The 25,725-nt window shown below is 66.0% G+C and carries 21 protein-coding genes and 7 tRNA genes; 4 read left to right on the forward strand and 24 right to left on the reverse strand.

The window, feature by feature from the left end; genetic code table 11:
- Positions 1 to 135: 135 nt before the first annotated feature.
- A complete protein-coding gene (locus DIE02_RS01290; RefSeq protein WP_044848000.1) occupies positions 136 to 570 on the reverse strand; it encodes a universal stress protein in 435 nt (144 codons plus the stop codon).
- Between the two features lie 173 nt (positions 571 to 743).
- Positions 744 to 1,649, reverse strand: coding sequence for a LysR family transcriptional regulator (locus tag DIE02_RS01295; protein WP_044847957.1), 906 nt, complete (start codon positions 1,647 to 1,649; stop codon positions 744 to 746).
- Positions 1,650 to 1,802: 153 nt separating this feature from the next.
- On the opposite strand from DIE02_RS01295, the gene DIE02_RS01300 reads away from it, so the two are divergent.
- Positions 1,803 to 2,564: a haloacid dehalogenase type II gene (locus DIE02_RS01300; RefSeq protein ID WP_124486170.1), complete on the forward strand. Its 762-nt coding sequence runs from the start codon at positions 1,803 to 1,805 to the stop codon at positions 2,562 to 2,564.
- Between the two features lie 67 nt (positions 2,565 to 2,631).
- Positions 2,632 to 4,224, forward strand: a complete 1,593-nt coding sequence (aceB, locus tag DIE02_RS01305; RefSeq protein ID WP_124486169.1) for a malate synthase A — start codon at positions 2,632 to 2,634, stop codon at positions 4,222 to 4,224.
- Positions 4,225 to 4,330: 106 nt separating this feature from the next.
- On the opposite strand, the gene DIE02_RS01310 is transcribed toward aceB, so the two are convergent.
- Entirely contained in the window at positions 4,331 to 4,756 is a 426-nt protein-coding gene (locus DIE02_RS01310; RefSeq protein ID WP_124486168.1) for a gamma-glutamylcyclotransferase, read from the reverse strand.
- Between the two features lie 302 nt (positions 4,757 to 5,058).
- Between DIE02_RS01310 and DIE02_RS01315 the strand changes: the two genes are divergently transcribed.
- Complete coding sequence (locus DIE02_RS01315) at positions 5,059 to 5,937, forward strand: helix-turn-helix domain-containing protein (protein WP_044847960.1); 879 nt, start codon at positions 5,059 to 5,061, stop codon at positions 5,935 to 5,937.
- Between the two features lie 40 nt (positions 5,938 to 5,977).
- Here the strand turns inward: DIE02_RS01315 and DIE02_RS01320 are convergent, their stop codons facing one another.
- The 9 genes from DIE02_RS01320 to gltX all read right to left on the reverse strand — a co-directional run bounded on the left by DIE02_RS01320 (position 5,978) and on the right by gltX (position 9,343).
- The gene (locus DIE02_RS01320) at positions 5,978 to 6,442 is read right to left on the reverse strand and encodes a GNAT family N-acetyltransferase (protein WP_014896698.1); all 465 of its coding nucleotides are present in this window, start codon (positions 6,440 to 6,442) and stop codon (positions 5,978 to 5,980) included.
- Positions 6,443 to 6,757: 315 nt separating this feature from the next.
- Positions 6,758 to 6,834 (reverse strand) — tRNA-Asp (locus DIE02_RS01325).
- An 80-nt stretch (positions 6,835 to 6,914) separates the two neighbouring features.
- Positions 6,915 to 6,990: transfer RNA gene (locus DIE02_RS01330), tRNA-Glu, on the reverse strand.
- 65 nt (positions 6,991 to 7,055) lie between these two features.
- Positions 7,056 to 7,132: transfer RNA gene (locus tag DIE02_RS01335), tRNA-Asp, on the reverse strand.
- 83 nt (positions 7,133 to 7,215) lie between these two features.
- Positions 7,216 to 7,291, reverse strand: a tRNA-Glu gene (locus DIE02_RS01340).
- A 64-nt stretch (positions 7,292 to 7,355) separates the two neighbouring features.
- A tRNA-Asp gene (locus DIE02_RS01345) sits at positions 7,356 to 7,432 on the reverse strand.
- 80 nt (positions 7,433 to 7,512) lie between these two features.
- A tRNA-Glu gene (locus DIE02_RS01350) sits at positions 7,513 to 7,588 on the reverse strand.
- 141 nt (positions 7,589 to 7,729) lie between these two features.
- Positions 7,730 to 7,805, reverse strand: a tRNA-Ala gene (locus DIE02_RS01355).
- A gap of 128 nt (positions 7,806 to 7,933) precedes the next feature.
- Positions 7,934 to 9,343, reverse strand: a complete 1,410-nt coding sequence (gene gltX, locus DIE02_RS01360; protein WP_124488272.1) for a glutamate--tRNA ligase — start codon at positions 9,341 to 9,343, stop codon at positions 7,934 to 7,936.
- A 280-nt stretch (positions 9,344 to 9,623) separates the two neighbouring features.
- Between gltX and DIE02_RS01365 the strand changes: the two genes are divergently transcribed.
- On the forward strand, positions 9,624 to 10,550 hold the full coding sequence (locus DIE02_RS01365) for a patatin-like phospholipase family protein (protein WP_044847962.1): 927 nt from the start codon (positions 9,624 to 9,626) through the stop codon (positions 10,548 to 10,550).
- Positions 10,551 to 10,701: 151 nt separating this feature from the next.
- On the opposite strand, the gene DIE02_RS01370 is transcribed toward DIE02_RS01365, so the two are convergent.
- From DIE02_RS01370 to DIE02_RS01435, 12 genes are all read right to left on the reverse strand, one after another.
- A complete protein-coding gene (locus DIE02_RS01370; RefSeq protein ID WP_044847963.1) occupies positions 10,702 to 11,376 on the reverse strand; it encodes a C40 family peptidase in 675 nt (224 codons plus the stop codon).
- Positions 11,377 to 11,504: 128 nt separating this feature from the next.
- Positions 11,505 to 13,127 carry an ABC transporter ATP-binding protein gene (locus DIE02_RS01375; protein ID WP_124488273.1) on the reverse strand — a complete coding sequence of 541 codons (1,623 nt, stop codon included), beginning with the start codon at positions 13,125 to 13,127 and terminating at the stop codon, positions 11,505 to 11,507.
- Entirely contained in the window at positions 13,124 to 14,221 is a 1,098-nt protein-coding gene (locus DIE02_RS01380) for an ABC transporter permease (protein ID WP_124488274.1), read from the reverse strand. The genes DIE02_RS01375 and DIE02_RS01380 overlap by 4 nt, the downstream gene beginning before the upstream one ends.
- Before the next feature lie 75 nt (positions 14,222 to 14,296).
- Positions 14,297 to 15,340 (reverse strand): microcin C ABC transporter permease YejB, encoded by a 1,044-nt coding sequence (locus DIE02_RS01385; RefSeq protein ID WP_124488275.1) that lies wholly within the window; start codon positions 15,338 to 15,340, stop codon positions 14,297 to 14,299.
- A 52-nt stretch (positions 15,341 to 15,392) separates the two neighbouring features.
- Positions 15,393 to 17,276, reverse strand: coding sequence for an extracellular solute-binding protein (locus DIE02_RS01390; RefSeq protein WP_124488276.1), 1,884 nt, complete (start codon positions 17,274 to 17,276; stop codon positions 15,393 to 15,395).
- 215 nt (positions 17,277 to 17,491) lie between these two features.
- Positions 17,492 to 17,848, reverse strand: coding sequence for a hypothetical protein (locus DIE02_RS01395; protein ID WP_044848002.1), 357 nt, complete (start codon positions 17,846 to 17,848; stop codon positions 17,492 to 17,494).
- A 322-nt stretch (positions 17,849 to 18,170) separates the two neighbouring features.
- Positions 18,171 to 18,503, reverse strand: a complete 333-nt coding sequence (gene cyoD, locus DIE02_RS01400; protein WP_011352504.1) for a cytochrome o ubiquinol oxidase subunit IV — start codon at positions 18,501 to 18,503, stop codon at positions 18,171 to 18,173.
- Positions 18,504 to 19,112 (reverse strand): cytochrome o ubiquinol oxidase subunit III, encoded by a 609-nt coding sequence (cyoC, locus tag DIE02_RS01405; protein ID WP_124488277.1) that lies wholly within the window; start codon positions 19,110 to 19,112, stop codon positions 18,504 to 18,506.
- Positions 19,112 to 21,118: a cytochrome o ubiquinol oxidase subunit I gene (gene cyoB, locus DIE02_RS01410; RefSeq protein WP_044847969.1), complete on the reverse strand. Its 2,007-nt coding sequence runs from the start codon at positions 21,116 to 21,118 to the stop codon at positions 19,112 to 19,114. The genes cyoC and cyoB overlap by 1 nt, the downstream gene beginning before the upstream one ends.
- A gap of 3 nt (positions 21,119 to 21,121) precedes the next feature.
- The gene (gene cyoA / locus DIE02_RS01415; RefSeq protein WP_044847970.1) at positions 21,122 to 22,009 is read right to left on the reverse strand and encodes a ubiquinol oxidase subunit II; all 888 of its coding nucleotides are present in this window, start codon (positions 22,007 to 22,009) and stop codon (positions 21,122 to 21,124) included.
- 329 nt (positions 22,010 to 22,338) lie between these two features.
- Entirely contained in the window at positions 22,339 to 23,868 is a 1,530-nt protein-coding gene (locus DIE02_RS01425) for a NuoM family protein (protein WP_124488279.1), read from the reverse strand.
- A 450-nt stretch (positions 23,869 to 24,318) separates the two neighbouring features.
- Positions 24,319 to 25,692, reverse strand: a complete 1,374-nt coding sequence (locus tag DIE02_RS01435; RefSeq protein ID WP_124488281.1) for a hypothetical protein — start codon at positions 25,690 to 25,692, stop codon at positions 24,319 to 24,321.
- Between the last annotated feature and the right edge of the window lie 33 nt (positions 25,693 to 25,725).

Below are 25,725 nucleotides of genomic sequence, written 5' to 3' on the forward strand. Positions count from 1 at the left end.
ATCGACGTCGCGCGACCGGTCGCGCGCGGCCAGTGGCCGCCAGCAACGACGCGCGCCGGCTTCGTCCGGCGCGCCCTTTTTTCAGCGGCGCCGCCGTGCTGTCGCCCGGGCGGCTACGAACGACGGGCGCCGCGTCTACCGATAGACGATCACCGGAATTTTCGTATGGGTCAGCACGCGCTGCGTTTCGCTGCCGATCAGCAGGCTGCCGAGCCCGCGGCGTCCGTGGGACGCCATGAAGATCACGTCGCAGCCGCCACGTTCGGCCGCCTCGATGATGCCGAGGTACGGCGACGGATGCACGCTCGTCCAGCTGTCGCAATCGACGCCGGCCGCCTTCGCGGCTGCCTGCACGTCGTCCAGGTGCGCGCGCGCCTCGCGCTCGCTGCGCGCCCGGAAATCGGCGGGCGGCTCGATGATCACTTCGGAAAACGGCGAGTACGGATACTGCGGCAGGCACGCATAGGCCGTGACCCGCGCGCCGACCGCGCGCGCCAGGTCGATCGCGCCGTCGATCGCCTTCTGCGACAGTTCGGAACCGTCGGTTGGAACGAGGATGTGCCGGAACATCGCGCCCTCCTGCGTCAGACGCACCGCGCGCACCGCGAACCCATGCGGGCCGGCTCCGGCGCGTCGCGCATGCCAGTTTCGATTGTAGTGCGCGAAACCGGGCGACCGGCGCCGGCAGCGGGTTCGCCCTCATATCGGAAACGCGCGGGCCGGTGCGCCCTGCTCGCCCCGCCCTACTCGCCCCAATACCCCGGCCGTTCGTACGTATGTTTCAGGTAATCGAGAAACAGCCGCACGCGCAGCGGCAGGTGACGGCGCTGCGGAAACACCGCGTGGATGCCGATCGGTGGTGCCGCGAACGCGTCGAGCACGGTGACGAGGCGGCCGGCCGCGATGTCGTCGCCGACCTCCCACCACGATCGCCATGCCAGGCCGTAGCCGGCGAGGCACCATTCGTGCAGCACCGCGCCGTCCGAGCATTCCATCGTGCCGTTCACGCGGATCGACACCACCTTGTCGCCCTCCTGGAACGCCCAGCCGCGCTGCTGGTTCGCATTCGCGGCAAGCGCGAGGCAATTGTGGCGCGCGAGTTCCGCAAGCGTGGCCGGCGTGCCGCGCCGCGCGAGATACGCGGGGGACGCGACGCACACCCGCCGGTTCTCGCCGAGCTTCAGCGACACCAGCGACGAATCGGGCAGCTCGCCGAGCCGCACCGCGCAATCGAACCCTTCGTTGACGAGGTCGACCATCCGGTCGGACAGGTCGAGCGTGACCGACACGTCCGGATGCGCGCCGCTGAATTCGGGCACGAGCGGCGCGACGTGGCGCCGCCCGAAGCCGGCCGGCGCGGAAATGCGCAGGTGGCCGCTCGCCTTCACGCCGCCGGCGGACACGCTCGCCTCCGCGTTCTGCATGTCGTTGATGATCCGCTGGCAATCCTCGAGGAAGGCCGACCCCTCGAAGGTCAGCGTGAGCTTGCGCGTAGTCCGCACCAGCAGCTTCACGCCGAGCCGCTCCTCGAGCGCGTCGAGGCGGCGGCCGATGATCGCCGGCGCGACGCCTTCCGCATGCGCGGCCGCCGACAGGCTGCCCTTCGCCGCGACCGCGGCGAACGTTTCGATCTGTTTGAACCGGTCCATGACTCGCAGGGCGGCGCTCCCGCCCTTCAAATAGCTTGAGCCGTCAAGATTAGGTATATGAAAGTAAAAGATCAAGTGATGTTTAGCGTCTTTTTTAGCACTGACGAGCACGAATAAAATCGTTTCCGACCTCTGAAACTGGAGCGCAAGGCTATGTCGGCCACAACGACACTCTCCTCTCCCGACGCAATCCTCTTCGATGCATTCGGCACGTTGTTCGACGTGCATGCGGTCGTGGCCGCGGCAGAGCAGATGTTTCCCGGTCACGGGGACCGGTTGTCGCGGCTGTGGCGACGCAAGCAAATCGAATACTCGCAGTTGCGCACGCTCGCCGATCCGTCCGGCGCCCGCTATCGCCCGTTCCGCGACATCACGCTCGACGCGTTGCGGTTCTCCGCGCGCAGGCTCGGGCTCGCGCTGAACAGCGCGGCCGAGAAGCGGCTGATGGACGAATACGCGTGCCTGTCCACCTATCCCGACACGGTGCCCGCGCTGCGCAAGCTGCGCGCGCTCGACCCGCGCCCGCCGCTCGCGATCCTGTCGAACGGCAACCCGGAGATGCTCGACATCGCGATCAAGAGCGCCGGCATGACCGGCCTGTTCGATCGCGTGCTGTCGGCCGACGCGGTACGCGCGTACAAGCCGAGCCCGGCCGCGTACGCGCTCGGCACCGCCGCGTTCGGCGCGAACCCGCGCGACATCGTGTTCGTGTCGTCGAACGCCTGGGACGTCGCGGGGGCCGCCTGGTTCGGCTACACGACGTTCTGGCTCAACCGCACGGGTGCGCCTGCCGAGGAACTCGGCGCGCCGCCCGACGGCACCGGCAGCGGCATGGCCGACCTGCTCGCATTCCTCGCCACCCCGGCCCCGTCCGGCAGACCCGCGAACCGCGCGCGCCCCGGCCCGGGCGCATGACGTTCGCTGCGCTGCCGCCTTCCCCCTTCACCGAAACCGCAACTGACCGACCAAGGAGATGAGACTCATGAGCACCCCGATCACGCTGCCGCAAGGCATGGCGATCACCGGCGAAATCAAGCCGGGTTACGAAGCGATCCTGACGCCTGAAGCACTCGCACTCGTCGCGGCGCTGCACCGCGCGTTCGAGCCGCGCCGCCAGGCGCTGCTGCAGGCCCGCGTCGAACGCACCAAGCGCCTCGACGCCGGCGAGCGCCCCGATTTCCTGGCCGACACGAAGGCGATCCGCGAGGGCGACTGGAAGGTCGCGCCGCTGCCGGCCGACCTGCAATGCCGCCGCGTCGAGATCACCGGCCCCGTCGAGCGCAAGATGATCATCAACGCGCTGAACTCGGGCGCCGATTCGTACATGACGGACTTCGAGGATTCGAACGCGCCGAGCTGGACGAACCAGATCGACGGCCAGATCAACCTGAAGGACGCGGTGCGCCGCACGATCTCGCTCGAGCAGAACGGCAAGTCGTACCAGCTGAACGACAAGGTCGCGACGCTGATCGTGCGTCCGCGCGGCTGGCATCTCGACGAGAAGCACGTGACGGTCGACGGCCAGCGCGTGTCCGGCGGCATCTTCGATTTCGCGCTGTTCCTGTTCCACAACGCGAAGGAACTGATCGCGCGCGGCTCGGGCCCGTACTTCTACCTCCCGAAGATGGAAAGCCATCTCGAAGCGCGCCTGTGGAACGACATCTTCGTCGCGGCACAGGAGGCAGTCGGCGTGCCGCGCGGCACGATCCGCGCGACGGTGCTGATCGAGACGATCCTCGCCGCGTTCGAGATGGACGAGATCCTGTACGAACTGCGCGAACACAGCTCGGGCCTGAACGCCGGCCGCTGGGACTACATCTTCTCGGCGATCAAGAAGTTCAAGAACGACCGCGACTTCTGCCTGGCCGATCGCTCGAAGATCACGATGACGGTGCCGTTCATGCGCGCGTACGCGCTGCTGCTGCTGAAGACCTGTCACAAGCGCAATGCGCCGGCGATCGGCGGAATGAGCGCGCTGATCCCGATCAAGAACGATCCGGAAGCGAACGACAAGGCGATGGGCGGCGTGCGCTCGGACAAGCAGCGCGACGCGACCGACGGCTACGACGGCGGCTGGGTCGCGCACCCGGGCCTCGTGCCGATCGCGATGGAGGAATTCGTCAAGGTGCTCGGCGACAAGCCGAACCAGATCGCGAAGCAACGCGACGACGTGCAGATCGAAGGCAAGAACCTGCTCGACTTCCAGCCTGAAGCGCCGATCACCGAAGCCGGCCTGCGCAACAACATCAACGTCGGCATCCACTATCTCGGCGCCTGGCTCGACGGCAACGGCTGCGTGCCGATCCACAACCTGATGGAAGACGCGGCGACCGCCGAGATCTCCCGCTCGCAGGTGTGGCAGTGGATCCGCTCGCCGAAGGGCGTGCTCGACGACGGCCGCAAGGTCACCGCCGAGCTCGTGCGCGAATTCGCGAAGGCCGAGCTCGACAACGTGAAGCGGTCGGTCGGCGGCAACACGCAACCGTACGAGCGTGCCGCGGCGATCTTCGAACAGATGTCGACATCGGAAGGCTTCACCGAATTCCTGACGCTGCCGCTGTACGAGGAAATCTGACGACGCGGGCCGGGTCGCCCGGTCCTGCCCGCCGCCGGTCGCGCAACACGGCGGCATGAAAAAAGCGCCCCGCGGGGCGCTTTTCCTTTGCTGGGCAGCGGGTTCTCTATGCGGATGCGGCGGCGGCTTCCCGCTCGCGCCGGTGCTGGACCCAGTCGCCCGACACGATGCGCGGACGGTCGGCTGCCGCATGCGCGGCGACCGGATAGTAGACGCACGCATAGGCACGACCGCCGAGTTCGACGGTCACCGGCTCCTGCCGGAACAGCGTGTCGACGCCCGGATAGACGCGCTCGATCTCGTCGAGCACGGGCACCAGTCGCTCGTCGATCTCGTAGACGTCGCCCCACACGAGCGACCGGCCGGCCGGCCCGGGCACCATGCCCGGATACGTGCCGAAATCGTACAGTTCGCCCGGCAGTGCGGCCGCCCCGAGCAGCGTCGGCGCGGCGATCCCGTTCCGCGCGGCCGCCTGGCCGATGTCGTTGGCTTCTCCCGCTCTCAACGTGCCGTAGACGAATACATGGCGCATCGTGGTCCTCCTCTTCGATTCAGGTGTTGCCGTGCCGGGCCGTCGCGGCCGTGCCGCGGGCGCCGGCGTCGTTGGGGCGCTGCTTGTGCGAAAACGCGCCCGCATCGATAGACCGCGCCGGCGGCACGATGGTTCTTTTCGGCGCGACGCATCACGCTGGCCAGGGCTTGCGCCGGCCGGCACACGTGCTGCCCCATACAAAGTTCATTTGAACCGTGCATTATCGGCCGAAAAACCGCCGCATCCGCCTGCGCGGCGCCTTCTAAAATGACGGCATCGCCGCCGCGCCGACCGAATCGCCCATGAACCCGCCAGCCCAAGCCGACGCATCGAACCCGTACGACGTCATCGACATCCCGCCCGAGTTCGCGCCGACCCGCGTCCACCCGATGCGTGTCCGGGCACGGCAGGTCGACGCCGGACGCCGGATCCCGCTGCACACGCACGCGTGGGCGCAACTCGCGTATGCATCGCGCGGCGTGCTGCGCGTCGCGACGACCGGGACGACATGGATGGTGCCGCCTTCCCGCGCGATCTGGGTGCCGCCGCACGTCACGCACGAGGTCGTGATCGTCGAGGAAGCGTACTTGCGCACGCTGTACATCGACGAGTCGGTCGTGCCGGACGGGCTCGACGCATGCCGGGTGGTCGAAGTGACGGGCTTGCTGCGCGAACTGATCGTCGCGCTCGACGCGCGCGACCTGAGCGGCACCCGCGAACGGCTGCTGTGCGGGCTCGTGCTCGACGAGCTGAGCCGCGCCGAACCGCTGCCGCTCGCGGTGCCGATGCCCGACGAGAAGCGGCTGCGCATGCTGTGCGAGGCGGTGCTCGCGCAACCGGCGCATGCGGAATCGCTCGAACACTGGGCGAGCGAGGTGGGTGCGAGCACGCGCACGATCTCGCGGCTGTTCAGGCAGGAACTGGGCGTGAGTTTTTCGCAGTGGCGGCAGCAGGCGCTGCTCGCGCGCGCGATTCCGCTGTTGAACCAGGGGCGCCCGCTGTCGCACATCGCCCGCGAACTCGGCTACCAGAGCCAGAGCGCGTTTTCGGCGATGTTCCGGCGCGCGTTCGGCGAAAGCCCGCGCGCGTTCATGCTGCGCGGCTACGAGCATCGCGGCGCGGAAGACGGCATCGCAATCGACGACGCCCCCGACGACGACGCGATCGACGCCGCCCGCTGACCGTCGCCGCGTGGCCCCCGCGTGGGTAACCGTTACGCGCTCAAACCGGACGCACCATGTGGCGAATCGAGCCGAGCTGGGCCAGCCTCGGCCCGGTGACGCGGTAGCCCATACGCAGGTAGAGGCGCGCGGCCGGATTGTCGACGAACACACGCAACTGCAGTTCGTGCAGCCCGCGGGCGCGCGCCCAGCGATGCGACATGTCGAGCATGTAGGTGCCGGCGCCCTGTCCGCGATGGCCGGCCGCGATCTGCACGTCGCGGATGTGCAGCGAATCGCCCTCCTCGGTCACGCGCAGCACGCCGATACGTTCGCCGTCGGCTTCCAGGATGAAGTTTTCGGATTCGCGCCAGCTCGCATAGAACAGGTCGCTGCGCCAGACGAGCCCATGGCGCTTGTAATAGCCGCCCATATTGCCGTGCGTCAGCGCCTCGGCAAACGGAAAATCGCCAGGCTCCGCGGGCCGGAGCTGATACAGCAATCGCAGGTCGGTCGGATCGAGCATCGCGCAGGGGTCAAAAACGCATTCCGCCACGATAGCGCAGTCGCGGGCGGATGCAATCGCGAATTTCTCGTAGTGGCGCCGGATCGGCGATGCAAATGAAAAAGCCCGCACGAGGCGGGCTTTTTCATTTTCTGGCGGAGCGGACGGGACTCGCCTACATCCTGCAGGCCGCGGCTGCGCGTGCACGCGCAGCCCTTCGCGTCCCGCCGGAAGCCGCGCAGGCGGCTTCCTCCACTCCGCAGTCACGCGCCCGCACGCGGGCACGATCAACGGTGCAAATGAAAAAGCCCGCACGAGGCGGGCTTTTTCATTTTCTGGCGGAGCGGACGGGACTCGAACCCGCGACCCCCGGCGTGACAGGCCGGTATTCTAACCGACTGAACTACCGCTCCAGCTTTCTGCACCGTTACCAGCAGGACGTCGGTTACGTTCCTGCAAGCCTCGCGACACTTCTACGAAACGCCGCTGAATCTGGCGTCCCCTAGGGGATTCGAACCCCTGTACTCACCGTGAAAGGGTGATGTCCTAGGCCTCTAGACGAAGGGGACAACGTACTGCTTACATCTTTAACGCAAAAGCCCGCTCAAAACGTTCATTTGAACGGGCTTTGTTCTGGCGGAGCGGACGGGGCTCGAACCCGCGACCCCCGGCGTGACAGGCCGGTATTCTAACCAACTGAACTACCGCTCCAGCTTTCTTCACTCTTACCCGCAGGACCTCGTTCACGTCCTGCAAGCGTTGCGACACTTCTACTACGAAACGCCGCTGAATCCTGGCGTCCCCTAGGGGATTCGAACCCCTGTACTCACCGTGAAAGGGTGATGTCCTAGGCCTCTAGACGAAGGGGACAAACGTACTGCTTACATCTTTAATACAAAAGCCCGCTCAAAAACGTCTTGAACGGGCTTCGTTCTGGCGGAGCGGACGGGACTCGAACCCGCGACCCCCGGCGTGACAGGCCGGTATTCTAACCGACTGAACTACCGCTCCAACTTTCTGCACCGTTACCTGCAGGACGTCGGTTACGTTCCTGCAAGCCTCGCGACACTTCTACGAAACGCCGCTGAATCTGGCGTCCCCTAGGGGATTCGAACCCCTGTACTCACCGTGAAAGGGTGATGTCCTAGGCCTCTAGACGAAGGGGACATGATCTTTTCAGATCTGTCTGACTTTCGCTATTCACTCATCATCAACAGCGAAGGCCGAAATTCTAACTGCTTTAAATCATTTTGTGAAGCATTTATTACTTACTACCGCTGCTTCGCAAATCAATTCGTTCTGCTCTGATGGTGGAGGTAAGCGGGATCGAACCGCTGACCTCTTGCATGCCATGCAAGCGCTCTCCCAGCTGAGCTATACCCCCTTGCAGAACAGAAATGAGATTATATGGACCGAATTTGAACTTGTAAATACCCTTTTTGCGATTCGAGCGAAATTTTTTGCGAAGCCGCCGTGACACCCTGCGCGAGCGGCTTCGCATCCGCTCAAACCTCAGGCCAGCGCGGCCTCGATACGCGACACCACGACGTCACGACCGAACAGCACGAGCACCGCGTCGATCGACGGCGTATGCGTCGTGCCCGCCACCAGCAGGCGCACCGGCATCGCGAGCTGCGGCATCTTCAGCTTGTGCGCGCCGAGCGTCGCCTTCAGCGCGGCGGACACCGCTTCCTTCGTCCAGTCGGCCGCCTTCAGCGCGGCGACGAGATCGGCCAGTGCCGGGCGCACCGCATCGGTCACGTGCTGCGCGAGCGCATCGGCATCCGGCGCCGGCACGCGGTAGAACATCGCGGCGCCTTCGGCGATCTCCTTGACCGTCGTCGCGCGGTCCTTCATCAGGCCGACCACCGCATCGAGCGCGGGGCCCGTCGCGATCGCCGCGTCGTCGATCCCGAGCGCGTCGAGGAACGGCTTCGCCAGCGCGGCGAGGCGCGCGTTGTCCGCTTCCTTGATGTAATGGGCGTTCAGCCAGCTCAGCTTGCTGTGGTCGTACTGCGCGGGCGACTTGCCGAGATGCTCGAGGTCGAACCATTCGACGAACTGCTCGCGCGAGAAGATCTCCGCGTCGCCGTGCGACCAGCCGAGGCGCGCCAGGTAGTTGACGACGGCCTCCGGCAGGAAGCCGGCGTCGCGGTACGCCATCACGCTCATCGCACCATGCCGCTTGCTCATCTTCTCGCCCTGCTCGTTCAGCACGGTCGGCAGGTGCGCGTAGACGGGCGGCTCGCCGCCGAGCGCGCGCAGGATGTTGATCTGGCGCGGCGTGTTGTTCACGTGGTCGTCGCCACGGATCACGTGCGTGATGTTCATGTCCATGTCGTCCACGACCACGCAGAAGTTGTAGATCGGCGTGCCGTCCGGACGCGCGATCACGAGGTCGTCGAGCTCCTCGTTCGAGATCTCGACCCGGCCCTTCACCGCGTCGTCCCACACGACCGTGCCGGTCAGCGGGTTGCGGAACCGCAGCACCGGCTTCACGCCGGCCGGCGGCTCGGGCAGCACCTTGCCCGGCTCCGGACGCCACGTGCCGTCGTAGCGCGGCTTGAGGCCGGCCTCGCGCTGGCGTTCGCGCAGCGCGTCGAGCTCCTCGGCCGACATGTAGCACGGGTACGCGAGGCCCTGCTCGAGCATCTGCGCGAGCACCGCGCGGTAGCGGTCCATCCGCTGCATCTGGTAGATCGGGCCTTCGTCGAAATCCAGGCCGAGCCACTGCATCCCCTCGAGGATCGCGTCGACGGCTTCCTGCGACGAACGCTCGACGTCGGTATCCTCGATACGCAGCACGAACGTGCCTTTCATCTTGCGCGCGAACGCCCACGGATAGAGCGCGGAGCGGATGTTGCCGAGGTGGATGAAGCCGGTGGGACTCGGCGCGAAGCGGGTACGGACAGGACGGGTCATAAACGGTAACTCGAACGCCTGGGGCGCATGAATGATTCGACGCGGGATCGACGGCGACAGCCCGGACAGCACTGGGGCCGGCCGCGCCCGGAACGGGAAAGAAGCCGGAATTATACTCGCGCCGCCCTTCGCGCCAAGCGCGCCGCTTGCTTTATGATGTGCGCGCCGCGGCCGCCAGCCGGCGCCGCGCCGGCCGCGCGGTTTGTGCCGCGCGGCCGCTCGGAACCTATCGCCGCCGCGGGCCGCACGGCCCGCCGCCAAGCCGCCGGAGAACCATTCGATGTCGTCCCCTCGCCTGTCGCGCCGTCACTTCACGATCGCTTGCGCATCCGCCAGCCTCGCCGCCTGCACGTCGTTCGGCGACAAGTCCCGCCCCGACAACGCCGCGAATCCCGCGCAGTCGCGCGAGAAACCCGTGAAGATCGGCATCGCGCTCGGCGGCGGCGCCGCCCGCGGCTTTTCGCACATCGGCGTGCTGAAGGCGCTCGAGGCGCGCGGCATCCCGGTCGAGATCGTCGCGGGCACGAGCGCGGGCTCGGTGGTCGGGGCGCTCTATGCCGCCGGGATGAGCGGGCTGCAGATCAACAAGATCGCACTCGACATGGATCAGGCGGCGATCAGCGACTGGGCGCTGCCGTTCCGCTCGCGCGGGCTGCTGCAGGGCGTGGCGCTGCAGAACTTCCTGAACAAGACGCTCAACAACCGGCCGATCGAAAAGATGGCGAAGCCGCTCGGCATCGTCGCGACGGACCTGCAGAACGGCCAGCCGATCCTGTTCCAGCAGGGCAATACGGGGCTCGCGGTGCGCGCGTCGTGCAGCGTGCCGTCGGTGTTCGAGCCCGTGAAGATCGGCAACCGCGAATATGTCGACGGCGGCCTCGTGAGCCCGGTGCCCGCGTCGTTCGCGCGCAAGATGGGCGCGAGCTTCGTGATCGCGGTCGACATCTCGTCGCGGCCGGACGGCGCGGCGACCAACAACCCGATCGAGATGCTGCTGCAGACCTTCACGATCATGGGCCAGACGATCAAGACCTACGAGCTCGACAAATACGCGGATGTCGTGATCCGCCCGAACCTCGCAGCGATGGGCGGCAGCGACTTCAACCAGCGCAACGCGGCGATCCTCGCGGGCGAGGAAGCCGTCGCGCGCGTCATGCCCGAGCTGCAGCGCAAGCTCGCGGCGGCCCGCGGCGTCGCGGCGGCATAAGCGGCGCATCGCGGCGCGCGGCGCACGACAGCGAGCGCGCCACCGACGATGGCACCGCCACCAGCCGCTTGCGCACGCCCCAAAACAAAAAACCCTGCCGCCTTCCAGTGACAGGGTTTTTTGGATCCGGCGGTTCGCCGGCGAGCGTCGGTCAGTTGCTGCCGTTCGCCGCGTCGTCGCCGATCGTGGCACGCACGCGCTGGCGCAGGTCGTCGGCCTTCATCGGGAACTCCGACTCGAGCCGGCGCGCACCGGTGAAACGCTTTTCCCAGTAGCCGCTATCGAGATCGTCGACGCGAATCGTGCTGCCCGTCGACGGCGAATGCACGAACTTGTTGTCGCCGATATAGATGCCGACGTGCGAGAACGTACGGCGCATCGTGTTGAAGAACACGAGGTCGCCCGGCTTCAGGTTGCTCATGCTGACCTTCTCGCCGACGCGGCTCATCTCTTCGGCGCGACGCGGCAGCGACATGCCGAGCGTGTCCTGGAACACGTAGCGCACGAACCCGCTGCAGTCGAGGCCGGAATCCGGCGAGTTGCCGCCCCAGCGGTAACGCACGCCGATCATGTTCAGCGCACCGACGACGACGTCGCCTGCCTTGCCCGCCATGCCGGCAAGAAACGACTTCGCGCCGCCGCTCGACGACTGGGCATTGGTCTGCTGGGGGGAGGAGCTCGACCCGATTTGAGTCGAATTCGTGACATTCTGGTTAAAACTGCTGACTTCGTCGGCGAACGCGCCGGGAGCTGCTGCGAACAGGGCGCCGATAAACAGCCCGGCGAGGGTACGCGCGCATGCCTGGGTCAGGGATCGATGCTGCATTGGTCGATGGAATGTGCTTAAAAATCAGCTGATTGGCGGAAAATTTCGGTCGATACTAGCCAGCGCGTAATCGTTTGTCAAAACAAATTAAAAAATACAATCGAGATAGTCAGACCATTGGACGCCTATCACGCTTTCCAGACCGCTTTCAACAGCTTTTGTGTGTAAGGATGTGACGGTTTCGTGAAGATATCGGCCACGTCGCCGGACTCGACGATCGCCCCGTCCTGCATCACCGCGACCCGGTGCGCCATCGCGCCGATCACCTCCAGGTCGTGGCTGATGAATACATAGCCGAGGTTGTATTTCTGTTGCAAATTCGCGAGCAGCTTCAGCACCTGCTGCTGGATCGACACGTCGAGCGCGGACGTCGGTTCGTCGAGGATCAGGATGCGCGGCTCCAGCACGAGCGCACGCGCGATCGCGATCCGCTGGCGCTGCCCGCCCGAGAATTCGTGCGGATAGCGATGCAGCACCGTGCGGTCGAGGCCGACTTCGCGCAGCACGGCCAGCGACTTCGCGCGCCGCGCGTCCGGCGTGAGTTCCGGGCGATGCAGTTCGAGCCCCTCGCCGACGATCCGCTCGATCGTGTGACGCGGCGACAGTGAACTGAAGGGATCCTGAAAGACGACCTGCATATTCGAGCGCAGCGCGGTCTGTTCGCGGCCGCGATAGGTCGAGAGCGCACGCCCCTGGAATTCGATCTCGCCGTGGGCCGTCCTTTGCAGCCCGAGCAGCGCCATCGCGAGGGTCGACTTCCCGGAGCCGGATTCGCCGACGATCCCGAGCGTCTCGCCCTGCCGCACCGACACGGACACGTCCGCGACCGCCGTCACGGGCGTCGTGCCGAACCAGCCTGCGAAGCCCGGCCGCTTGCGCGCGAACTGCACGCTGACGTGGCGCGCATCGAGCACGACGGGCGCGATCGGCATCACCGGCGCGACCGCGCGCTGCGGCCGGCTGTTCAGCAGCCGCTGCGTATACGGATGCTCCGGCTCCGCGAAGATCCGCTCGACCGGCCCGCTTTCGACCAGCTTGCCGCGCTCCATCACCGCGACCCGCTCGGCGAAGTGCCGTACGAGGTTCAGGTCGTGCGTGATCAGCAGGATCGCCATCCCGCGCTTTTCCGCCTCCTCGCGCTGCAGCTCGAGCAGCAGGTCGACGATCTGCGCGCGGATCGTCACGTCGAGCGCCGTGGTCGGTTCGTCCGCGAGCAGGAGGCGCGGTCGGCAGGCGAGCGCCATCGCGATCATCGCGCGCTGCCGCTGGCCGCCCGACAACTGGTGCGGGTAACTGTCGACGCGCCGCTCCGGCTCCGCGATGCCGGTACGCGCAAGCAGCGCGATCGCGCGCTTGCGCGCCTCCACCGCCGTCACGCCGTCGTGCAGCACGATCGTCTCGCCGATCTGCGTGCCGATCGTGTACAGCGGGTTGAGCGCCGTCATCGGCTCCTGGAAGATCATCGCGATGTCCGAGCCGCGCAGCCCGCGCATCTCGCGTTCGCTCTTGCCGGCGAGGTCATGCCCGGCGAAGCGGATCGTGCCGCTCACGTCGGCGTCGCGCAGCAGCCGCAGGATCGACAGCGCGGTCACGCTCTTGCCCGATCCCGACTCCCCGACGAGCGCGACGCGCTCGCCGCGGCCGATCGCGAGCGTCACGTCGTCGACGGCCACCGTGTCGCCGAAGCGCACCTGCAGATGTTCGAGCGACAGCAGCGGCTCGCCCGCGTTCGATACGACCGTGCTGCTCATCGCTGGCCTCCTGCCGCGCGCACCGAGTCGGCGATCCGCGTGTCGAGCGCGTTGCGCAGCGCGTCGCCCATGAAGGTCAGCAGCAGCAGCGTCGCGACCAGCACGCCGAACGTCGACAGCGAGATCCACCATGCGTCGAGGTTGCCCTTGCCCTGCGCGAGCAGCTCGCCGAGGCTCGGCGTCGGCGGCGGCACGCCGAGCCCGAGGAAGTCGAGGCTCGTGAGCGCGAGGATCGCGCCGCTCATCCGGAACGGCAGGAACGTGATCACGGGCGTCATGCTGTTCGGCAGCACGTGGCGCCAGATGATCTGCCAGTTCGTGAGCCCCATCGCGCGGGCCGCGCGCACGTAGTCCTGCGTGCGGTTGCGCAGGAATTCGGCACGCACGTAGTCGGCCAGGCCGATCCAGCCGAACAGCGACAGCAGCACGATCAGCAGCAGGAAGCTCGGCTCGAAGATCGACGCGAAGATGATCAGCAGGTACAGCTCGGGCAGCGAACTCCAGATCTCGATCAGCCGCTGCCCGACGATGTCGATGCGCCCGCCGAAGAAGCCCTGCACGGCGCCCGCGGCGATCCCGAGCAGCGTGCCGATCGCGGTCAGGACCAGCCCGAACTCGACCGACACGCGGAACCCGTACACGAGCCGCGCGAGCAGGTCGCGCCCCTGCGCGTCGGTGCCGAGCCAGTTCGCACGCGACGGCGGCGCCGGGTTCGGCACGCTCGAGAAATAGTTCAGCGTGTCGTAGTAATAGCGGTTCGGCGGATACACGACGAAGTTGCCCGGCGCCTCGAGCCGCTTGCGGACGTACGGATCGAGATAGTCGGCCGGCGTCGGGAAGTCGCCGCCGAAGGTCGTCTCCGGATACGCATGGAACATCGGGAAATAGGTCTGGCCGTCGTAGCGCACGACGAGCGGCTTGTCGTTCGACCACAGCGGCGCCGCGAGGCTCGCGGCGAACGCGACGACGAAGATCACGAAGCTCCAGTAGCCGAGGCGCTGCTGGCGAAAGCGCTGCCAGACGCGGCGCGCGGGCGACGGCGACACGCGCGCACGGGCCGCGTCGATGCGGGACGACACGACGGCCCGGTTCATCGCGCACCTCGCCCGGCGAGCGCGGGCAGGCGGACAGGCGCGCCGGCGAGTGGCGTGCTGGCGGACGGTTTCATGTCAGCGCTCCAGGTTGTCGAATTGAATGCGCGGGTCGACCCACACATAGCAGAGGTCCGAGATCAGCTTGGTCGCGAGCCCGATCAGCGTGAACAGGTACAGCGTGCCGAGCACGACCGGATAGTCGCGCCGCACGACCGACTCGTACGACAAGAGCCCGAGGCCGTCGAGCGAGAACAGCGTCTCGATCAGCAGGCTGCCCGTGAAGAACGCGCCGATGAACGCGGCCGGAAACCCGACGATCAGCGGCAGCATCGCGTTGCGGAACACGTGCTTCCACAGCACGGTGCGCTCGGCGAGCCCTTTCGCGCGCGCGGTCAGCACGTATTGCTTGCGGATTTCGTCGAGGAACGCGTTCTTCGTGAGCATCGTGATGACCGCGAAGCTGCCGACGACCGACGCCGTGATCGGCAGCGCGATGTGCCACAGATAATCGAGCACCTTGCCGGCGAGCGACAGCTGGGAAAAGTTGTCCGACGTGAGCCCGCGCAGCGGGAACAGCTGCCAGAACGAGCCGCCGCCGAACAGCACGAGCAGCAGCACGCCGAGCACGAAGCCCGGAATCGCATAGCCGACCAGCACGACGAGGCTCGTCGCGACATCGAACGGCGAGCCGTTGCGCACGGCCTTCGCGATGCCGAGCGGCACGGAGATCAGGTAGGTGACGAAGAACGTCCACAGCCCGATGCTGATCGACACCGGCAGCTTCTGCACGACCAGCGACCACACGCTCTGGTGGCGGAAGTAGCTGTCGCCGAGATCGAAGCGCGCGAAACGCTTCAGCATCAGCCAGTAACGCTCGAGCGGCGGCTTGTCGAAGCCGTACAGCGCCTTGAGCTGTGCGAGCTGCTGTGCGTCGACGCCGGTGTGCGCGCGCATTCCGAACGGCGCCGCGCCCTGCTCCGTCGCGCCCTTGCGCAGTTCCTGCACGGCCTGTTCGACCGGGCCGCCCGGCACGAACTGGATCACCGCGAACGTGAGCGTGAGCACGCCGACGAGCGTCGGGATCATCAGCAGCAGGCGTTTGAGGATGTAGCTCCACATAGGGCGTCGACTCGCGATCGATAGGCTGGGTTGAACGAAGGGCCGGCAGGCTTCAGTGATCGGGCTTGGCCCACCAGGTCGATACGACCCAGCCCTCGGCCGAATAGTACAGCGGCAGCGTTTGCGGATAGCCGAGCGTGCGCTTGTATGCGATCCGGTGCGTGGTGCTGTACCACTGCGGAACGGCGTAATAGCCGTGCATCAGCACGCGGTCGAGCGCATGCGTCGCGTCGAGCAGGTCCTCGCGCGTCTGCGCGGCGCCGAGCGCATGCAGCAGCGCGTCGACGGCCGGCGACTTCAGGCCGATGATGTTGTCGGAGCCCGGCTCGTCCGCGAACTTGCTGCCGTAGCGCGAGAACTGCTCGGCGCCCGGCACCTGCACACCCGGCAGGCGAACCGTCGTCATGTCGTAGTCGAACGCGTCGAGGCGCTTCTGCAGCAGCGCGTAATCGGCCGTGCGAAAACGCGCGTCGATACCGAGCTTCGCGAGATTGCGCTGGTAGGCGGTCACGACGCCTTCCATCGCCGCGCCCGAATCGTCGAGGATCTCGAACGTGAACGGCTCGCCCTGCGCATTGCGCAACGCGCCGTCGCGGTAGGTCCAGCCGGCCTGCGCGAGCAGCGCGCGCGCCTTCAGCAGGTTCGCGCGCAGCGAGCCCGGCGGGTTCGTGTTCGGCTGCGTGACCATCGGGCCGAACACGGCCGGGTCGAGTTGCGTGCGCAACGGCTCCAGCAGCTCCAGTTCGCCCGGGCCCGGCGTACCGGTCGCCTGCAGGTCGGTATCGGCGAAATAGCTGTCGAGGCGCGTGTACGCGCTATAGAACAACTGGCGGTTCAGCCATTCGAAGTCGAACGCGAGATCGAGCGCCTGGCGCACGCGCACGTCGCGAAACAGCGGCCGGCGCAGGTTCATGAAGAAGCCCTGCATGCCCGCGCCGTTGTGCTGGCGGAACTCGCGCTTGACGAGCTCGCCGCTGTCGAAGCGCTTGCCGACGTCGCGCCGCGTCCAGTTGCGCGCGATGTATTCGACCAGCACGTCGTACTCGCCGGCCTTGAACGCCTCGAGCCGCGCGACGCCGTCGCCGTAGAGCTTGTAGACGATCCGCTCGAAGTTGTCGGTCCCGACCCGCACCGGCAGGTCGGCGCCCCAGTACGCGGGATTGCGCCGATAGGTAATCGTGCGGCCGTTGTCGTAGCGCTCGATCAGGTACGGGCCGCTGCCGATCGGCTGCTCGAACGCGAGCTGGTCGAACGGAATCCGCGAACCGTCCGCGCGCAGCCCCCACTTGCGCGAGAACACCGGCACGCCGCCGGCGATCAGCGGCAGCTCGCGGTTCGTGCTGCGGAACTCGAAACGCACGGTCGCGGGATCGACCACCACCGCCTTCGCGATCTCGGCGAAATACGCGCCGAACTGCGGTGCGGCCTGCTTGCTCTTCAGCGTGTCGAACGAAAACCTGACGTCGTCGGCCGTGACCGGATCGCCGTTCGAAAAGCGCGCGCGCGGGTTCAGGTGAAACGTGACCGAGCGGCGGTCCGGCGCGATCGCGATGTCGTCGGCGAGCAGCCCGTAGGCGGATGCCGGTTCGTCCATGCTGCCGGTCGCGAGGCTCTCGAACAGCAGGTCGATGCCCGGTGCGGGGTTGCCGCGCATCGTGAACGGATTGAACTTGTCGAACGACGTGAGCCGGCTCGGGTTCGCGAGCACGAGCGTGCCGCCCTTCGGCGCGTCGGGGTTCACGTAGTCGAAATGCCTGAAGCCCGGCGGATATTTCGGCTCGCCGTACTGCGCGATTGCATAGGCCGCGTGCGCGGCGGTTGCAGCCAGTACCGCCTGTAGTGCCCATGCTGCCGCCGTGCGGCCGGCGGCCCGTACCGCATGCGCGGCGCCGAAGCGGATGCGGGTGGCGGCGGTCCGGGGCGAACCCTTCGTCATAGAGGCCCTGTCGGTCGATTGAGGGATGGAACGTGGGTCGATTCTACCCATTCAATTCGACGTCGAGCCAACTTGCGGGTTTTCGCGCATGGCACCGGCACGTTGCGGCTGCCGCGTGCGACTCGCACCGGCAAAGAAAAACCGCCCGGTGTTCAGTTCACACGGGCGGTTTTCCTTCGAGGGCGCGCACGCATCGCGCGTGCGCCGCAGATCGATCAGCGCCAGCCGTTGTGACGGCCGTTGTCCCAGTGACCGCGATCGCCATGCCAGCCGCGGCCATGATGGCGATACCACTCGTCGCGCCCCCAGTAGCGGCGGCCGTCCCAATAGCGATCGCCGTGCCAGCCGATCACGATCGCCGGGGCCGGCGCGTAGACGGGCGCCGGCGCATACACGGGCGCCGGCTGGTAGACGACCGGCGGAGGCGGCGGCGCATACACGGGCGCGGGGGCGACGTAGACCGGAGCCGGCACGCCGACGTTGATCCCGACATTGACTCCCGCCATTGCTGCGCCCGACACGAGCAAGGCCGTCATACCGGTCAAGAGCGAGGCAATACGCAAAGTCTTCATGGATTCCTCTTCGAGTTGTTTCATGTGTGATTCGACTATAACGGCACGCACAGTCTCCGCATATTTCAAGTTTGTAAGAACTGATGCGCTGCATCGCACGTGGAGGCGTCCGCTAACGTCTTGTAACAATTGACGCGCTGCCGCGACGTCCGTTCCGCCGTTTCCTGAAACATCTTTCATCCTGGCCCGCGTCCGGCGCCGAGCGACGCCACGCACACCGCGCGGCCACAATGACAAAGGCGGCACTCGCGTGCCGCCTTTGATGCATGAATGCGCATGGAGATCGTCCGCTGCGCCGCGATGCCGCTCAGCCGCTCTGGGCTCAGCGCGACATCATGTTCATGCTGACGTTGTGCATCACCCACAGCGTGCCGACGATCAGGATCGCCGCCGTCAGCACGGTGTAGCTGAACGCCATCACGTTCCAGCGTTGGCCGGACGAACCGTTCATGTGCAGGAAGTACACGAGGTGCACGACGATCTGCACGAATGCGAGCACGGCGAGCGCGATCAGCGATGCGTGCGGCGACAGCACGCCGCCCATCACGAGGCCGAACGACGCGGCCGTGAGCAGCACCGACAGGATGAAACCGGCGACATAGCCGCCGACGCTGCCGTGCCCTTCTTCGAGTTGCGACGAATGCGAATGGGCCATTTAGATCACGCTCGCGAGATAGACAAAGGAAAACACGCAGATCCACACGATGTCGAGGAAATGCCAGAAGAGGCTCAGGCACGTCAGACGCCGCAGGTCGCGATCGGTCAGGTCGCCGCCGCGCAGCACGACCTGCCCGGCGAGCACGATCATCCACACGAGGCCGGCCGTCACGTGCAGCCCGTGCGTGCCGACCAGCGTGAAGAACGCCGACAGGAACGCGCTGCGCTGCGGGCCCGCGCCTTCCGCGATCAGGTGCGAGAACTCGCGCAGCTCCATCGCGAGGAACGCCGCGCCGAGCACGAATGTCACCGCGAGCCACGCGAGCAGCGCGCCGCGCCGCTGCTTGTACGCGGCCAGCATCGCGAAGCCGTAGGTGATGCTCGACAGCAGCAGCGCGGCGGTTTCCACCGCGACGCCCGGAATGTCGAACAGGTCCTTCGCGGTCGGACCGCCCGCGTACTGGTTGCCGAGCACCGCGAACGTCGCGAACAGCGCCGCGAAGATCACGCAGTCGGTCATCAGGTACAGCCAGAAGCCGAACACCGAGTGCGACGGCGGATGGTCGTCGTGCTCGAGCAGGGTTGCGCTCAGGGTTTTCTGCAACATCAGTTGGCCTCCAGTTCCACGTCGTCGACACGCGTGGCCACGCGCGCCGCCGGTTGCTTCTCTTCGATCCTGCGCACCTTCGACGCCGGGATGTAGTAGCCGTCGTTGTCACGCGAGCTGTAGACCACGAGCGTCGCGACGATGCCGACCAGGCCGCCGATCGCCATCCACCAGATGTGCCACACCAGCGCGAAGCCCAGCACCAGGCTGAAGACCGCGACCACGAGACCCGCGCACGTATTCGACGGCATGTGGATGTCGCGGATCGCCGCCGGGTTCGGCCGGCCGTCGCCGCGTGCCTTCATGTCGGCGTACGCGTCGAGCGTGCGCACCTGCGGGATCACCGCGAAGTTGTACTCGGCCGGCGGCGACGAGGTCGCCCATTCCAGCGTGCGGCCGCCCCACGGGTCGCCCGTGGTGTCGCGATATGCCGGCAGGTTGCGGTTGCGGATACTGACCACCAGTTGCAGCAGCTGGCACGCGATGCCGATCGCGATCAGCACGGCGCCGAACGCGGCGACCAGCAGCCACGGATGCCACGCCGGATTGTCGTAGTGGTTCAGGCGCCGCGTCATGCCCATGAAGCCGAGCACGTAGAGCGGCACGAACGCGACGTAGAAGCCGACCTGCCAGAACCAGAACGCAGCCTTGCCGAGCTTCTCGTTCAGCTTGAAGCCGAACGCCTTCGGGAACCAGTAGTTGAAGCCCGCGAGATAGCCGAACAGCACGCCGCCGATGATCACGTTGTGGAAGTGCGCGATCAGGAACAGGCTGTTGTGCAGCACGAAGTCCGCGCCCGGGATCGCCATCATCACGCCGGTCATGCCGCCGAGCGTGAACGTGACCATGAAGCCGATCGTCCACAGCACCGGCGTCGTGAATTCGATCCGGCCGCGGTACATCGTAAACAGCCAGTTGAACACCTTCACGCCGGTCGGGATCGCGATGATCATCGTCATGATGCCGAAGAACGCGTTCACGTTCGCACCGGAGCCCATCGTGAAGAAGTGATGCAGCCACACGAGGAACGACAGCACCATGATCGCGCAGGTCGCATACACCATCGTCTTGTAGCCGAACAGCGGCTTCTTCGAGAACGTCGCGATGACTTCCGAGAAGATGCCGAACGCCGGCAGGATCAGGATGTACACCTCCGGATGGCCCCACGCCCAGATCAGGTTCAGGTACAGCATCGCGTTGCCGCCGGCTTCGTTCGTGAAGAAGTGCATGCCGAGGTAGCGGTCGAGGCCGAGCAGCGCGAGCGTCGCGGTCAGGATCGGGAACGACGCCATGATCAGCACGTTCGTGCAGAGGGCCGTCCACGTGAACACCGGCATCTTCATCAGCGTCATGCCCGGCGCGCGCATCTTGATGATCGTCACGAAGAAGTTCACGCCGGTCAGCAGCGTGCCAACACCCGAAATCTGCAGCGCCCACAGGTAATAGTCGACCCCTACCCCCGGGCTGAACTGCAGCTCCGACAGCGGCGGATACGCGAGCCAGCCGGTCTGCGCGAACTCGCCGATCACGAGCGAGATGTTGATCAGGATCGCGCTGACCGCCGTCATCCAGAACGAGAGCGAGTTGATGAACGGGAACGCGACGTCGCGCGCGCCGATCTGCAGCGGCACGACGAGGTTCATCAGGCCGACCATGAACACCATCGCCATGAAGAAGATCATGATCACGCCGTGTGCCGTGAAGATCTGGTCATAGTGGTGCGGCGGCAAGTAGCCGGGCGCGTTGTACGCGAGCGCAAGCTGCATGCGCATCATGATCGCGTCGGCGAAGCCGCGCAGCAGCATGATCAGCGCGACGATGATGTACATCACGCCGAGTTTCTTGTGGTCGACCGTCGTCAGCCATTCCGTCCACAGCCACTTCCAGCGGCCGGTGATCGTCAGTGCGGCGAGAATGCCCAGCACGACCAGCCCCATGAAGGCGCCTGCCACCATGATGATGGGCTGATCGAACGGGATCGCCGCTAGTGTGAGTTTGCCGAACATGCGTTACCCCTTCGTGCCGCAGGCGGCGTCCTTCAGATCGAGGACGTGGCCATCGTTGTATTTCGCGATGATGTTGTGGAAGAGCCGCGGATCGACCGACGAGAAGTAGCGCACGGGCGCCTTCTCGCTCGGCTGCGCGACGGTGCCGTACACGGTCGCGTCGAGCCGGTCGGGCGAGGCCTTGACCTTCTGCACCCATGCGTCGAACTGTTCGCGCGGCTCGGCGAGCGTGCGGAACTTCATGTCGGAGAAGCCGCGGCCGCTGAAGTTGGCGGAAGTGCCCGCGTAGTCGCCGGCTTCATCGGCGATCAGGTGCAGGCGCGTCTGCATGCCGGCCATCGCATAGACCTGGCCGCCGAGCTGCGGAATGAAGAACGAGTTCATCACCGAATCCGACGTGATGCGGAAATTCACCGGCGTGCCGACCGGAATCGCGAGCTGGTTCACCGACGCGATGCCGAGTTCCGGATAGATGAACAGCCACTTCCAGTCGAGCGCGACGACCTCGACGTCGATCGGCTTCACCGACGACTCGAGCGGCTTGTACGGATCGAGCTCGTGCGTGGTTTTCCACGTGAGCACGCCGAGGAACAGGATGATCAGCGTCGGCACCGTCCAGATCACGACCTCGATCGCGGTCGAGTGCGACCAGTTCGGCGCATAGGCGGCGTTGCGGTTCGATGCGCGGTAACGCCACGCGAACCACAGCGTGAGCAGGATCACCGGCACGACGACGATCAGCATCGCCCATGTCGAGGTCGCGATCAGCGCCTTTTCGGCGGCCCCGACGCTTCCTTTCGGATTTAGTACATCTAAATTACAGCCTGACAGGCTCAGCGCCGCGCCGATCGATATCAGCGCCGTCCAGCCTTTTGAAGCTCTTCTTTTCATCACACAGCCCGAGGGTCATTGAATCCGTTGCGTTTGCCCGATGCGCATTCGATCCACGAAAGTGGCCGAATCATACGTCGCGCGGGCGCGGCGAAAAACCGGTGGGTGCGACAAATCATCATTGCAGAATCCGCAGTGAGACAGATTGTCGCGGGGCAATTTCACGCAGCCGGGAGGCGGCCGCGGGCCTCGGGTCTCACGCCGAGGGCCTTGAGACGGCCGAAATCGGCGAAAAACCGCGGGCTCGTGTCCGCCCTGCCCCGATGAATGCGCGCGCAACGATGTCCGCATCGGCACGCGATGCGGACATCGTGCGCGGCGTCACGCGCTCAGCCGTGCGCCGCGGCCATGTACGCCGGCTGCGCCGGTGCGCCGCCGTCCCCGGCCGGCAGCTTCGAACGGCTCGCTTCCTCGATCAGCCGTGCGACGGTCGGATCGATCGCGTCGGTGAACGGCTTCGGATCGACGCCCACCATCAACACGATCAGCGCGAGCGACGCGAACATCACGATCTCGCGACGGCTCAGGTCGGCGAGCTTCGCGATACGCGGACCCGCGATCTTGCCGAACACGACGCGCTTGACCATCCACAGCGTGTACGACGCGCTGAGGATCAGCGTGAGTGCCGCGATCGCGCCGATCCAGAAGTTGACGCGGATCGCGCCCATGATGACCATGAACTCGCCGACGAAGCCCGACGTGCCCGGCAGGCCGACGTTGGCCATCGCGAACAGCAGCGCGAACGTCGCGAAGCGCGGCATCACGCCCGCCACGCCGCCGTACGCGGCGATCTCGCGCTGCTTCGTGCGATCGACCAGCACGCTCACGCACAGCAGCATCGCGCCCGCGACGAAGCCGTACGACACGAGCTGCACGATCGCGCCTTCGACGCCGATCTGGTTGAACAGGAACAGCCCGAGCGTGACGATCCCCATGTGCGCAACCGTCGAATACGCGAGCAGCTTGCCGAGATCGGTCTGGGCGAGCGCGATCAGGCTCGCGTAGACGATCGCGAACAGCGACAGCGCGATCACGGCCGGCGCGAAGAAGTGGCTCGCGTCCGGCGTGATCGGCAGCGCGAAGCGCAGGAAGCCGTAGCCGCCGAGCTTGAGCATCGCGAGCATCAGCGCGGCACCCGTCGGGCCGTCGGTGTAGACGTCGCGCAGCCACGTATGAACCGGCCACATCGGCACCTTGACCGCGAACGCGGCGAAGAAACCGAGGAACACCAGCAACTGCGGCGCGAAGCCGAGCTGCAGCGTGCGCCATGCATTCATGTCGAACGTATGCGACTTCGCGTACAGGTACAGCATCGCCATCAACAGCAGCAGCGAACCCGCGAACGAGATGAAGAAGAACTTCACGGCCGCGTAGACGCGATGCTCCCTGCCCCACGTGCCGATCAGCAGGTACAGCGGAATCAGCGTCGCCTCGAAGAAGATGAAGAACAGCAGCCCGTCCTGCGCGACGAACACGCCGACCATCAGCCCCGACAGGATCAGGAACGACGCGTAGTACTGCGCGACGCGCACCGTCACCGCTTCCCACGACGCGATCACGACGACGAGCGTCGTGAAGGCGGTCAGCACGACGAGCCACAGCGACGCGCCGTCGATCCCGACACGCCAGCCGGCGTTGAAAGCCGCCAGCCAGTTGCGGGTTTCGGCGAACTGCATCGCGGCCGAGTGCGAATCGAAACCGGTGACGAGCGGCACGACGGCGGCCAGCCCCGCGAGTGCGCCGACCAGCGCGATCAGCCTCGTGCGATGCGGATGACGGTCGGAACCGGCGCGCAGCAGGCACGCGCCGAACAGGATCGGAACCCAGATCGCCAGGCTCAGAAAGGGGAAATCATGCATGTCAACAGGCCTTGAGAGGGTCGCGCGCTGCATCGGAAACAGGCGTGACGAAGGAAACGAAATCAAATCGACAGATAGATTTCGCGGACCGCCAATGTTGGCAAAATGTAAAGCGGAATCAGGGCAAAGCTTGACGCCGCTCAAGCGCAATCGGGTTAACCAGCATAAGGCGAATGATTATTTTTTGCATCGCAGCAGAGGAGCTTTTCACGACGCCCGGATAGATCGCTGATTTTTATGTGTAATTTTTCGTATTGTGATGCGACGCCGAGCGCACGAATCGGTGCGATGCCGCATTTTTGGCCGGAAGACCGATTCTTCGGGGCGCAAGCGTGGAATGCGGGGAAGGATGAATGAGAGCGATTCAAACCTTACACGGATACTTTCATTTTTATTTCACCGGCCGCCGATCGCCGCGATCCGGAACACCGGAAATCGCGGCGCATTCCGTCAGCGTTGATGGCTCAGCCTGTCCCATACGCGCATCGTCACCGCGCGATAGTGGTTGTGTTGCGCGGGGAAATGGACGAAGCGGCTGTCGCGCGTCGCATAGACCGGCGATGACGCGAGCGACATCGCATCGACGATGTAGCGCGCGTCGATCATGCCCGCCTCCAGCAGTTCGACATAGATCGCCTGCTGGTCGCCGCCGCTCGCATAGACCGACGACCGATCGCCGATGCGCTCGATCCGCGCACATATGCGTTCGACCAGTTCGCGCATTGGCGCGACGTTACGCACGCCGATCATGCACGAGTTGATCGCCCAGGCCGTGTGGTCGGTGCCGATCACGAAATCGCGGCCGTCGACCACGCCGTCGACCGTCTGGCGCTGGTCGATCGCGAGGATGTCGGCGTCGACCCAGAACACGAACGCGTGATCCGGCAGATGTTCGCGAATCAGGTGCAGCTTCGCCCAGTTCGCATCGACGCCGGCCGGCAGGAGCGCGGGCGGTTCGCGATACGCGTGGTACGCATAGCCGTGTCGCGTGCAGTAGCGAACGAAGTTCTCTTCGTGAAGATCGCCGTAACCGGCGATGTGCGACGTGTGCAGGCTCACGAACGCAATGCTTGCATGCGGGTTCAGGTGTCGCGCCGGTTCGCGCGGGCGTTGCTGCGCGGTGCGCCAGTCGTCCATCGCGCTCGGTTGCTCGCCCCGCTGGACACGCGCCGCGTCGTCGACGAGCGCGAGCACGTAGCGAAAGTCGTAGTCGGGCGTCGGCGCCCATACGCCATCGATCTGCTGCCATTCGGGCGCCTGGTGCGCCACGAGCGGATGCGCGCCGACGACCGCGTCGATCGCTAGCCCGTCGCGCCATACCGTCTGGGCCGACGCGAAATGGCCGGTCGCGAGCGGCTGATCGAACGGCAGCGGCGGGAAGTGCTCGGCAAGCAGCGTCGCCTCGCATGCGGGTTGCCGCTCGGGCAGGCGCATCGCCCACTTGCCGAGCTCGACCACCAGCTTGCGCAAGCACTCGCGCACGTCGGGCACGTTGCGAAAGATCATGCCGCTCGCGGCGGGCAACGACGACTTCGAGGTCTGCGTCGTGACGATCGCGTCATAACCGTCCGCGACGGCCGGCAACGCATGCTGGCCGAACACGACCGAGAACGAATCGAGCACGAGCAGCAACGCGCCCTGCTCCATCGCGACGAGCTGCGCGATGATCGCGTGGTACTTGTGCAGCACCTGCTGGCGCTCGCCGTACACGTGCGTGCCGTCGACGATCGCGTGCCGGTAGCCGTGGGCCCGCGCGTAACGTTCGTGATTGTCGACGAGCCCGTCGACGGGACGGTGCGAAAGGATGGTCAGTACGGAATGCATGCGTGCCGGAACTCCCGATTGAGCCGCGCGAGG

It is taken from the genome of Burkholderia sp. Bp8991 (assembly GCF_003853795.1).
Lineage (GTDB): Bacteria > Pseudomonadota > Gammaproteobacteria > Burkholderiales > Burkholderiaceae > Burkholderia.

Excerpts from the sequence above, each read along its gene's own strand:
- DIE02_RS01300 (WP_124486170.1), top strand. The coding sequence starts at position 1,803 with ATGTCGGCCACAACGACACTCTCCTCTCCCGACGCAATCCTCTTCGAT.
- cyoB (WP_044847969.1), bottom strand. The coding sequence starts at position 21,118 with ATGTTCGGCAAACTCACACTAGCGGCGATCCCGTTCGATCAGCCCATC.
- DIE02_RS01380 (WP_124488274.1), bottom strand. The coding sequence starts at position 14,221 with ATGAACCGGGCCGTCGTGTCGTCCCGCATCGACGCGGCCCGTGCGCGC.
- gltX (WP_124488272.1), bottom strand. The coding sequence starts at position 9,343 with ATGACCCGTCCTGTCCGTACCCGCTTCGCGCCGAGTCCCACCGGCTTC.
- DIE02_RS01385 (WP_124488275.1), bottom strand. The coding sequence starts at position 15,340 with ATGTGGAGCTACATCCTCAAACGCCTGCTGCTGATGATCCCGACGCTC.
- aceB (WP_124486169.1), top strand. The coding sequence starts at position 2,632 with ATGAGCACCCCGATCACGCTGCCGCAAGGCATGGCGATCACCGGCGAA.
- DIE02_RS01310 (WP_124486168.1), bottom strand. The coding sequence starts at position 4,756 with ATGCGCCATGTATTCGTCTACGGCACGTTGAGAGCGGGAGAAGCCAAC.
- DIE02_RS01435 (WP_124488281.1), bottom strand. The coding sequence starts at position 25,692 with ATGCATTCCGTACTGACCATCCTTTCGCACCGTCCCGTCGACGGGCTC.
- DIE02_RS01365 (WP_044847962.1), top strand. The coding sequence starts at position 9,624 with ATGTCGTCCCCTCGCCTGTCGCGCCGTCACTTCACGATCGCTTGCGCA.
- cyoA (WP_044847970.1), bottom strand. The coding sequence starts at position 22,009 with ATGAAAAGAAGAGCTTCAAAAGGCTGGACGGCGCTGATATCGATCGGC.
- cyoD (WP_011352504.1), bottom strand. The coding sequence starts at position 18,503 with ATGGCCCATTCGCATTCGTCGCAACTCGAAGAAGGGCACGGCAGCGTC.
- DIE02_RS01395 (WP_044848002.1), bottom strand. The coding sequence starts at position 17,848 with ATGAAGACTTTGCGTATTGCCTCGCTCTTGACCGGTATGACGGCCTTG.
- DIE02_RS01425 (WP_124488279.1), bottom strand. The coding sequence starts at position 23,868 with ATGCATGATTTCCCCTTTCTGAGCCTGGCGATCTGGGTTCCGATCCTG.
- cyoC (WP_124488277.1), bottom strand. The coding sequence starts at position 19,112 with ATGTTGCAGAAAACCCTGAGCGCAACCCTGCTCGAGCACGACGACCAT.
- DIE02_RS01320 (WP_014896698.1), bottom strand. The coding sequence starts at position 6,442 with ATGCTCGATCCGACCGACCTGCGATTGCTGTATCAGCTCCGGCCCGCG.
- DIE02_RS01390 (WP_124488276.1), bottom strand. The coding sequence starts at position 17,276 with ATGACGAAGGGTTCGCCCCGGACCGCCGCCACCCGCATCCGCTTCGGC.
- DIE02_RS01315 (WP_044847960.1), top strand. The coding sequence starts at position 5,059 with ATGAACCCGCCAGCCCAAGCCGACGCATCGAACCCGTACGACGTCATC.
- DIE02_RS01290 (WP_044848000.1), bottom strand. The coding sequence starts at position 570 with ATGTTCCGGCACATCCTCGTTCCAACCGACGGTTCCGAACTGTCGCAG.
- DIE02_RS01295 (WP_044847957.1), bottom strand. The coding sequence starts at position 1,649 with ATGGACCGGTTCAAACAGATCGAAACGTTCGCCGCGGTCGCGGCGAAG.
- DIE02_RS01375 (WP_124488273.1), bottom strand. The coding sequence starts at position 13,127 with ATGAGCAGCACGGTCGTATCGAACGCGGGCGAGCCGCTGCTGTCGCTC.
- DIE02_RS01370 (WP_044847963.1), bottom strand. The coding sequence starts at position 11,376 with ATGCAGCATCGATCCCTGACCCAGGCATGCGCGCGTACCCTCGCCGGG.